This is a genomic window from Pseudomonas sp. PS02290 (assembly GCF_029960075.1).
In the GTDB taxonomy this organism is placed as follows: Bacteria; Pseudomonadota; Gammaproteobacteria; order Pseudomonadales; family Pseudomonadaceae; genus Aquipseudomonas.
In genome coordinates this window covers 1-9793 of the sequence record NZ_JASCOY010000136.1, presented here as the reverse complement: position 1 = coordinate 9793, position 9793 = coordinate 1, and the positions used below count along the sequence as shown (strand labels likewise).

13 protein-coding genes are annotated in these 9793 nt (G+C 58.7%); 2 read left to right on the top strand and 11 right to left on the bottom strand.

From position 1 onward, the window contains the following. From pheT to thrS, 6 genes are all read right to left on the bottom strand, one after another. Positions 1-1143 (bottom strand): phenylalanine--tRNA ligase subunit beta (pheT, locus tag QMX88_RS27340; protein ID WP_282373372.1); only part of this gene is annotated, 1143 nt, incomplete at its 3' end. Positions 1144-1175: 32 nt separating this feature from the next. Continuing rightward, entirely contained in the window at positions 1176-2192 is a 1017-nt protein-coding gene (gene pheS / locus QMX88_RS27335) for a phenylalanine--tRNA ligase subunit alpha (RefSeq protein ID WP_192171982.1), read from the bottom strand. A gap of 104 nt (positions 2193-2296) precedes the next feature. Beyond that, the gene (rplT, locus tag QMX88_RS27330) at positions 2297-2653 is read right to left on the bottom strand and encodes a 50S ribosomal protein L20 (RefSeq protein WP_007905879.1); all 357 of its coding nucleotides are present in this window, start codon (positions 2651-2653) and stop codon (positions 2297-2299) included. A gap of 28 nt (positions 2654-2681) precedes the next feature. After that, positions 2682-2876 carry a 50S ribosomal protein L35 gene (gene rpmI / locus QMX88_RS27325; protein WP_003442181.1) on the bottom strand — a complete coding sequence of 65 codons (195 nt, stop codon included), beginning with the start codon at positions 2874-2876 and terminating at the stop codon, positions 2682-2684. Positions 2877-2936: 60 nt separating this feature from the next. Further along, positions 2937-3488 (bottom strand): translation initiation factor IF-3, encoded by a 552-nt coding sequence (infC, locus tag QMX88_RS27320; RefSeq protein ID WP_172613086.1) that lies wholly within the window; start codon positions 3486-3488, stop codon positions 2937-2939. Next, positions 3488-5410, bottom strand: a complete 1923-nt coding sequence (gene thrS / locus QMX88_RS27315) for a threonine--tRNA ligase (protein WP_133771115.1) — start codon at positions 5408-5410, stop codon at positions 3488-3490. Before thrS ends, infC begins: the two co-directional genes overlap by 1 nt. Positions 5411-5799: 389 nt before the next feature. Between thrS and QMX88_RS27310 the strand changes: the two genes are divergently transcribed. Next, on the top strand, positions 5800-6114 hold the full coding sequence (locus QMX88_RS27310; RefSeq protein WP_133771120.1) for a hypothetical protein: 315 nt from the start codon (positions 5800-5802) through the stop codon (positions 6112-6114). 297 nt (positions 6115-6411) lie between these two features. Then, a complete protein-coding gene (locus QMX88_RS27305; protein WP_065991529.1) occupies positions 6412-6624 on the top strand; it encodes a cold-shock protein in 213 nt (70 codons plus the stop codon). Between the two features lie 71 nt (positions 6625-6695). Here QMX88_RS27305 and QMX88_RS27300 read toward each other — a convergent pair whose 3' ends face one another. From QMX88_RS27300 to QMX88_RS27280, 5 genes are all read right to left on the bottom strand, one after another. Next, positions 6696-7034, bottom strand: coding sequence for an I78 family peptidase inhibitor (locus QMX88_RS27300; protein WP_282373371.1), 339 nt, complete (start codon positions 7032-7034; stop codon positions 6696-6698). Between the two features lie 192 nt (positions 7035-7226). Further along, on the bottom strand, positions 7227-7532 hold the full coding sequence (locus tag QMX88_RS27295; RefSeq protein ID WP_282373369.1) for a hypothetical protein: 306 nt from the start codon (positions 7530-7532) through the stop codon (positions 7227-7229). A 63-nt stretch (positions 7533-7595) separates the two neighbouring features. Beyond that, positions 7596-8624, bottom strand: a complete 1029-nt coding sequence (locus QMX88_RS27290) for a nucleoside hydrolase (protein WP_282373368.1) — start codon at positions 8622-8624, stop codon at positions 7596-7598. A gap of 42 nt (positions 8625-8666) precedes the next feature. Beyond that, on the bottom strand, positions 8667-9071 hold the full coding sequence (rbsD, locus tag QMX88_RS27285) for a D-ribose pyranase (protein ID WP_282373367.1): 405 nt from the start codon (positions 9069-9071) through the stop codon (positions 8667-8669). Continuing rightward, positions 9068-9793, bottom strand: a 726-nt coding sequence (locus QMX88_RS27280) for a PfkB family carbohydrate kinase (protein ID WP_282373365.1), incomplete at its 5' end; no start/stop codon positions are given. The genes QMX88_RS27280 and rbsD, both read right to left, overlap by 4 nt.

The window sequence follows — 9793 nt, the reverse complement described above, 5'->3', positions numbered from 1 at the left end:
CTCCAGAAGCAGGCCAGTGGCACGTTCCATGGCTTCGCGAGCGAGCTGCCAGTCAACGCCGCGCTCATAGCGATGGGACGCGTCGGTGTGCAGGCCATAGGACCGTGCCTTGCCGGCAACGGCAATTTGATCGAAAAAAGCGCTCTCAAGGAAAATATCGCGAGTGGTCGCGGACACGCCGCTGTGCTCGCCACCCATGACACCGGCGATGGCCAGGGCACGCTGGTGATCGGCGATGACCAGAGTATCAGCGCGCAGGCTGACTTCCTGTCCATCCAGAAGCACGAGCTTTTCGCCCTCTTCCGCCATGCGCACACGAATGCCGCCGTTGATCTCGGCAAGGTCGAACGCGTGCAGCGGCTGACCCAGCTCAAGCATCACGTAGTTGGTGATGTCGACTGCGGCGTCGATGCTGCGGACGTCCGAGCGACGCAGGCGCTCAACCATCCACAACGGCGTAGGACGCGACAGGTCGACATTGCGGATGACGCGACCCAGATAACGTGGGCATGCCGCAGACGCGATCACGTCTACAGGACGCACTTCATCGTGCACGACCGGAACCACTGCCACCTGTGGACGCGTGACGACTGCGTCATAGAGCGCACCCACTTCACGGGCCAGACCCGCGACCGACAGGCAGTCACCGCGGTTGGGCGTCAGGTCGACCTCGATGCTCGCGTCGTCCAGTTCGAGATAAACGCGCACATCCTGACCCACCGGCGCGTCGGCCGGCAGCTCCATCAGGCCGTCATTGCCCTCACCCACCTGCAGCTCGGCTTGGGAGCACAGCATGCCGTTGGACTCGACGCCCCGCAGCTTGGCTTTCTTGATCTTGAAATCGCCCGGCAATTCGGCGCCGATCATCGCGAATGGAATCTTCAGGCCGGGACGTACGTTTGGCGCGCCACACACAACCTGAAAAGTCTCGGCGCCATTGCTGACCTGGCAAACGCGCAGCTTGTCAGCGTCCGGGTGTTGCTCGGTGCTCAACACCTCGCCCACCACAACACCGCTGAAAACGCCCGCTGCCGGGGTGACGCTGTCTACTTCAAGGCCGGCCATCGACAGACGAGCAACCAGCTCGTCGCGGGACACTTGCGGGCTTACCCAGCCACGCAGCCATTGTTCACTGAATTTCATCCTGCTCTCCTAAAGAATTCGTTACGGGCGACCTAGCGAAATTGCGCGAGGAACCGCAAGTCGTTGTCGAAGAACAGGCGCAAGTCGTTGACGCCATAGCGCAGCATCGCCAGACGCTCTACACCCATGCCAAAGGCGAAGCCCTGGAACTCTTCCGGATCGATGCCCGACATGCGCAGCACGTTGGGGTGGACCATGCCGCAGCCCATGACTTCAAGCCAGCCGGTCTGCTTGCACACGCGGCAGCCTTTGCCGCTGCACATCACGCATTCCATGTCGACTTCGGCCGAAGGCTCGGTGAACGGGAAATACGAAGGACGGAAACGCACTGCCAGCTCTTTTTCAAAGAACACGCGCAGGAATTCCTCGATGGTGCCTTTCAGGTCGGCGAAGTTGATATCGCGGTCGACCAGCAGGCCTTCGACCTGATGGAACATCGGGGAATGGGTGATATCGGAGTCACTGCGATACACACGGCCCGGGCAGACGATGCGGATCGGAGGCTTCTGCGATTCCATGGTGCGGACCTGAACCGGCGAGGTATGGGTGCGCAGCAGCATGTTCGCATTGAAATAGAAAGTGTCGTGCATCGACCGGGCCGGGTGATGGCCTGGGATGTTGAGCGCTTCGAAGTTGTGGTAATCGTCTTCTACCTCAGGGCCTTCGGCGATGCCGTAGCCGATGTGGGTGAAGAACTGCTCGATTCGTTCCAGAGTACGGGTAACCGGGTGCAGACCGCCAGTGGTCTGGCCACGGCCAGGCAGGGTCACGTCAATGGATTCGGCCGCGAGCTTGACCGCAAGATCGGCCTCCTCGAACGACGCCTTGCGCGCATTGAGAACCTCTGTGACACGCTCCTTGGCTTCGTTGATCAGCGCGCCGACCTTCGGACGCTCATCAGCAGGCAGATTCCCCAGGGTCTTCATCACCTGAGTCAATTCGCCCTTCTTGCCAAGGTACAGAACCCGGATTTGCTCCAGGGCATTGATATCTTCGGCGCTTTGCACAGCCTCAAGTGCTTGAGAGACCAGCGCGTCCAGGTTTTCCATGTACAGACTCCAGATACAAAATAGGGGAAGAGCTTACAAGGCTCTTCCCCTATTTATGACGTTTAACACGGAACCCCGAGCGGGGTCCGGTGATTGCCGGGGACTTAGGCCAAAGTGGCTTTAGCTTTCTCGACAATCGCAGCAAACGCCGCTTTTTCGTTCACTGCCAGATCAGCCAGAACCTTGCGGTCGATCTCGATCGACGCTTTTTTCAGGCCAGCGATGAAACGGCTGTAGGACAGACCGTTGATACGCGCACCAGCGTTGATACGAGCGATCCACAGAGCGCGGAACTGACGTTTTTTCTGACGACGGTCACGGTAGGCGTATTGGCCAGCCTTGATTACCGCTTGCTTGGCAACACGGAATACGCGTGAACGCGCGCCGTAGTAGCCTTTAGCAAGTTTCAGAATTTTTTTGTGACGCTTACGGGCAATGACGCCACGCTTTACACGAGCCATGAGTTAATTCCTCTGTTCTTGATCAAAATTAGCAAAGGCGCAGCATGCGCTTGACTTTTGCCACGTCGGACGGATGCAGCAAGCTGCTTCCACGCAATTGACGCTTACGCTTTGTCGACATTTTGGTCAGGATGTGGCTCTTGAAAGCGTGCTTGTGCTTGATGCCATTCGCGGTTTTCAAAAACCGTTTAGCTGCACCACTTTTAGTCTTCATCTTTGGCATGTTCGGATACTCCGCATTCAGTTGATAAACATAACCGCAAGGCCTGCCGTGCCCTGGTGGTTATTTCTTCTTTTTCGGGGCGATGACCATGATCAGCTGGCGTCCTTCCATCTTAGGATGCTGTTCGACCGAACCGTATTCGAGCAGGTCAGCTTCAACCCGCTTCAACAGCTCCATCCCCAGCTCCTGGTGGGCCATCTCACGACCGCGAAATCTCAAGGAAATCTTGGCCCTGTCCCCGTCACTCAGGAAACGTACCAGGTTGCGTAGTTTTACCTGGTAATCCCCTTCCTCCGTCCCTGGACGAAACTTGATTTCTTTAACCTGGATCTGCTTCTGATTTTTCTTGGCGGCAGCAACCTGTTTCTTCTTCTCGAAGATCGATTTGCCGTAGTCCATCAGTTTGCAAACAGGGGGTACTGCATCGGCGGAAATTTCCACCAGATCCAGTTTGGCCTCTTCAGCCTTAAGAAGCGCGTCTTCAATTGACACAATCCCAAGCTGCTCACCCTCAGCCCCAATTAAACGAACCTCACGTGCCGAGATATTCTCGTTGATCGGGGCTTTCGGTGCAGCTCGTTTATCTTGTCTCATTTCACGCTTAATAATAATTACTCCGAATCTTGGCGACCACGCCGGGAAACCGCTTGTGCAAGGAACTCCGAGAACTGGGCGACCGGCATCGAGCCAAGGTCTGCGCCTTCACGTGTACGCACAGCGACAGTTTGTGTTTCAACCTCCCGATCCCCAATCACCAGGAGATACGGAATTTTGAGCAACGTATGCTCGCGGATTTTAAAGCCGATCTTTTCATTTCTCAAGTCGGACTTGGCACGGAATCCGCTTTGCGCCAATGTTTTTTCCACCTCAAGGGCAAAATCAGCCTGTTTATCAGTGATATTCATGATCACTGCTTGAGTTGGAGCAAGCCACGCAGGGAAGGCGCCTTCGTAATGCTCAATCAGGATTCCGATGAAGCGCTCGAAGGAGCCAAGGATTGCGCGGTGCAACATGACCGGGTGCTTGCGACCGTTGTCTTCCGACACGAATTCGGCGCCCAGACGGATCGGCAGGTTGAAATCGAGCTGCAGAGTACCGCATTGCCAGACGCGACCCAAGCAATCCTTGAGAGAAAATTCGATCTTCGGACCGTAGAACGCGCCCTCGCCCGGTTGCAGATCGTACGGCAGACCCGCGCTGTCAAGGGCTGCAGCCAGTGCAGACTCGGCGCGATCCCACAATTCATCGGAACCGACACGCTTCTCAGGACGGGTCGACAGCTTCATTTCGATGTCTTTGAAACCGAAATCGGCGTAGACGGCCATGGTCAGCTTGATGAATGCGGCGGATTCAGCCTGCATCTGTTCTTCGGTGCAGAAGATATGCGCGTCATCCTGGGTGAACGCCCGCACGCGCATGATGCCGTGCAGCGCACCCGAAGGTTCGTTGCGGTGGCAGGCGCCGAATTCGGCCAGACGCAGCGGCAACTCGCGGTAGCTTTTCAGGCCCTGATTGAACACCTGCACGTGGCACGGGCAATTCATCGGCTTGATGGCGTAGTCGCGGTTTTCCGACTCGGTGGTGAACATGTTCTCGGCGTAGTTCGCCCAGTGCCCGGACTTCTCCCACAGGGAGCGGTCGACAACCTGCGGCGTCTTGATCTCGAGGTAGCCGTTTTCGCGCTGGGTCTTGCGCATGTATTGCTCAAGAACCTGGTAGAGCGTCCAGCCGTTCGGGTGCCAGAACACCATGCCCGGCGCTTCTTCCTGGGTATGGAACAGGCCCAGGCGCTTGCCGATCTTGCGGTGATCGCGTTTTTCGGCTTCTTCGATGCGCTGGATGTAAGCCGCCAGCTGCTTCTTGTCCGCCCACGCCGTGCCGTAAACGCGCTGCAACTGCTCGTTCTTGGCATCGCCGCGCCAGTAGGCGCCGGACAGCTTGGTCAATTTGAATGACTTCAGAAAACGGGTGTTAGGCACGTGCGGACCGCGGCACATGTCGACGTATTCTTCGTGGTAGTACAGGCCCATGGCCTGCTCGTTCGGCATGTCTTCGACCAGACGCAGCTTGTAGTCTTCGCCACGGGCCGTGAAGACTTCGATCACTTCCGCACGCGGCGTGACCTTCTTGATGACGTCGTAATCCTTTTCGATCAGCTGCTGCATGCGCTGCTCGATCGCCGCCATGTCGTCCGGCGTGAAAGGACGCTCATAAGCGATGTCGTAATAGAAGCCATCATCGATGACCGGGCCGATCACCATCTTTGCAGTCGGATAGAGCTGCTTGACGGCATGGCCGACCAGGTGCGCGCAGGAGTGACGAATGATCTCCAGGCCTTCCTGATCCTTGGGGGTGATGATTTGCAGGCTCGCATCGGTATCGATGATGTCGCTGGCGTCAACCAGTTGACCGTTGACCTTGCCGGCCACGGTGGCTTTGGCCAGGCCCGCACCAATGGATGCTGCGACCTCGGCAACGGATACCGGGTGATCGAAAGAACGTTGACTGCCGTCGGGAAGAGTAATAGTTGGCATGGCGCCTCCTCTCCTAGTGGTGACCCCTACCAAAGGTCACGTGGGTGGGATAGAGCCAGTACGCGATTCGGTGGTATGCCTGCCTCACAGTGGCAGGAGCCCGAAGGCCAACCTGAAGACCGAACCAGAGTGACTGGAACTTACGAAATCGACAGAACTTGCAGCAGGGCAACGGGGCCCCGCGAGATGCGAGCTAATCTGCAGGCGCGCATGCTATCACAGCGTTACCGCAGGGTCAGCTAAACGGTGGTGGGCGCTGCACGGGGATCGGCAAATGAACCGAGACGCAGCGGCGCCACGGAACTGGTGCGCTTCAGGGGCCTCAGATTATCGGTAGTACCTGTTCAAGGCCTGACACCTCGACGGCCACCGACAAAAAGGAATCCACCATGAAGCTTCTACGCGTTGCCGCCCTTCTCGCCCCGCTTGCCCTGACACTGCCCCTCAGCGCTCATGCCGCGATGGATGCGAAAACCAAGACCAGCTACATGAACGAATGCACCACCGCAGCCACCCAGAGCAATCCATCGATGGACGCCAGTGCAGTGAAGGCGCATTGCGAGTGCGGCGCTCAACAGATTAACCAGAACTTCTCGGACAAGGAGATCGCGTCGCTCAATGACAAAACGACGCCTCCCAGTACCGATATGACCTCTCGTCTGCAGGCGGCGGTGAGCAAAAATTGCCTGAATGGCAAAAAATAAAAAATTTTCATTTCCTTGATGCCCCAGACCGGGGCGTAAAGAAGGACCTATCGACCGACACCCTGAAGCCCGCGAATTCAGCGGGTTTCAGGGGTTGAAGAAGGGTTCGCCGCTGAACGCGCCGACCGGGCTAAACAGGCCTATGGGGCCCATTTGGGGCGTTATATCGAAGATGCTGACGCAAAGTTCTAATCGAAAAAGTCCAGCATTCACACAATTCGACTATGATAGCGCTCGTGTGCCCAGTTGGCCTGAGCAACACAGCACTACTGAAAATTATGTTCCTGGAGATACACCATGTCTAATCGCCAATCCGGCACCGTAAAATGGTTCAACGATGAAAAAGGCTTCGGCTTCATCACCCCACAGGGTGGCGGCGACGACCTTTTTGTACATTTCAAAGCCATTGAATCCGACGGTTTCAAAAGCTTGAAAGAAGGCCAGACTGTTTCCTTCGTGGCTGAGAAAGGCCAAAAGGGCATGCAAGCTGCTCAGGTTCGCGCGGAGTAATCCCAGCGATCTGAAAAAACCCCGTCACTGACGGGGTTTTTTTATGCCTGCAATTCCGTGATGCGCTGACGTTAACCGCAATTGACGCGGTTCACTTTCCCTGAATCATCGGTGTTCAGGTTCAGACGGTCCGAGCGGTATTCCAGTGTCACGATGTCGTTGGGCCCGAGCACTCTGGCGGTCTGTGCGCCGGCCTTGGCCTTCGCCTGGTCCAGCAATGCCGCTGACGCCGGCTTGCCGACAGCGAACTGCACCGCTGCCGCGTCACAACGGGCATAACCATCAGCGGAACTGGCCGGGGAACTGGCGACGCTCTCCTCAGGCTGGCTCGAAGACTCCGACGTGCTGCTGCAACCGGCCAGCAGCGCTGCGGCGAGCACCAGACCCGATGATGCGTATTTCCAGGGCATACAACCTCCTAACGTTTAACTGAATCAGAACCTCTGCGACAGCGGTCCAGCGGCTTCGTTTCGCCACGCGCAAGCCAAGGCATGTCGAGTACAGCGCAGGAGTCTGCCCGAGGCATCGCCTGCCCGGCGCATTCAATCGTGACAAAACGTTTAAGGCCCGCCCGCAGGACGGGCTAAACAGGCGGGCGCGAGTCAATAGACGTCGACGTAATCGGTGGTGGGATTGGCCCAGTTGTCCCGCAGGGCGTTGTAGATCTGCGTCACCCATACGGCATCGCTGGCAGCCACCGGGCCCACACACCCGGAACCGGCCGCCCAAGTCTCCAGACGAAACAGCAGTCCGCGGATGTCGACGCCGCCCACCGCGTCACTGGAAACCCACGCACGGCCGTCGCGACCGACACGCAGCTGGTTGTGCACGCCATCCCGCGCCGCCGCGATCATTTGCCGGACAGCGTCGTGGGTAAGGGAATCGGAATTATTGAGGTTGATAGACACAGTTTTGCACCTTGATTGCTCTGCGCCCCGCAGCGGGATGCCACGCGGCGCAGCACTGCAGATTTACTTCAAAAGACCGAGGCGCTGAGTCAACAGGTCAAAAAAGCCTTGGGCATCGCCGTTTTCGACCCAGAACACATTTTTGTTCTGAGCGAGGGTGTCATACCAGTCCGCAACCGTCTGGCCGTGGGTCACACCCTCACGGTTATCGATCACCAGATTGACCTGTCTGCCGCTGAACAGCTCCGGCTTGATCAGCCAGGCAATCACGCTCGCATCATGTACCGGCCCGCCGGGCAGGCCGTAATGGACCATATCAGCCTTGACGTACTCGTTGAGGATACCGCTGACCAGCTTGCCAGCCTGATTGTTCAGACCGTCGATCTGCTTGATGCGCGCTTCGCTGGTGAGGATCTTGTGGGTGACGTCCAGCGGCACGTAGGTCAGCTTCACGCCGCTGTCCAGGACAACCTTCGCCGCATCGGGGTCGGCGTAGATATTGAATTCGGCCACTGGAGTGATGTTGCCACCGTTGAAGTGGGCGCCGCCCATCACCACGACTTCCTTGATGCCCTGGGTGATCTCCGGCGCCTGACTCAGCGCGAGCGCCAGATTGGTCTGCGGCCCGAGCATGGCGATGGTGATGCTGTGGGGCGCAGCTTTCTTCAGGGTGTCGACCAGGTACTGCACGGCATTGCCTTCAGCCAACGGTTTCTTCGGCTCATGCACTTCCACGCCCGGGAGTCCTTCCTTGCCGTGGATGTTCTCGGCGTAGATCGGCGTGCGCACCAGTGGCTTGCCGGCACCGGCGTACACCGGCACTTCTTCCCGGCCAGCCCATTCCCGAGCCAGCCGGGCATTACGCGACGTCTTGTCGATGCGCACGTTGCCCGCCACGGTGGTGATCGCCATGACGTTGAGTTCTTGCGGCGACGCCAGCGCCAGGAGCAGTGCGACGACGTCATCGGCGCCCGGGTCGGTGTCGATGATCACGTCGCGCTTCTCGGCGGCATGCACCGACGTGGCGGATAAAATGGCCAACAGCGCGGCACTCCTGATCAGTCCGGTGAAAAAATGACGGGTTGTATTCATGGGAACTCCTTGTTCCTGACGGCTGAAAATAAAAAACCGGCGCTAAAAAACCACGCCCGCCACGAGCGCGATGTTGGTGTAGGGCTGGCATTCGCCGGTGCGGATGATAGCCCGAGCGCCGCGGCTGAGCTGTTTCAATGCCTCATGACTCACCAGGCGTTGCTCACCGAGGCTGCCCGAGGCCTGCAAGCTCGAAACGGTGGCCAACGCTGGCGGTTGTTTCGACAGCATCTCTTCGGCGAGGACGTGACTCTCGACCTGCATTTCAGTCAGCACCACATTCAGCACGCTGAGAAAATCGGGCACACCATGGGTCAGGGCCAGATCGATCAGCTCCACGCCAGCCGGGACGGGCATGCCCGCGTCGACGATCATCAGGATGTCGCCGTGGCCGAGAGACGCGATGGCGCGGGACAAGGCAATGTTGAGCAGTGGGGTTTTTTTCATGATGAATGCCCTTGTGCTGCAGAGGCCTGAACCTCGGCAAATGTCGGAATGGAAGGTTGGGCGCCGGAACGGGTCACGGACAGCGCCGCTGCGACCTGACCGAAGCGAATGGCGTCCGACTCGGATTTGCCATCGGCCAGCGCCGCCGCGAAGCCGCCGACAAAGGTATCGCCTGCCGCCGTGGTGTCAACGGGCTGCACTTTGGGTGCCGGGAAGTGCTCGGAGCGCGACGCGCTGGCGAACAAGGCGCCCTGCTCGCCCAGCGTCACGATCACCTTGCTGACGCCGGCTTTAAGCAGTGCTGATGCAGCGGCGTCTGCGCTGGCGGTGCTGTCGACGGGCAAACCGGTCAGCGCGGTGGCCTCGCTTTCATTCGGGATCAGGTAATCGATCCAGGCGAACCACTCGGCCGGCAGCGGGCCACTGGCCGGCGCCGGGTTGAGGATGACGGTCTTGCCCAGTTCGTGGCCGCGCTTGAGCACGTGGCCGACGGTGTCGAGCGGCACTTCAAGCTGGCAGATGATGACTTCGGCCCCGGACAACAACGCATCGAAGCTGTCCACCACGGACGCGGTGACGTGGCCGTTGCCGCCGGCCACGATCACGATAGCGTTCTGGCTGCTGTCATCGACGACGATCAGCGCAACGCCGGTGGACTCGCAGGAGACCGGGGTCACTGCCTGGCAATCGATGCCTTCGGCCAGCAGCGCGGTGCGAAGCTG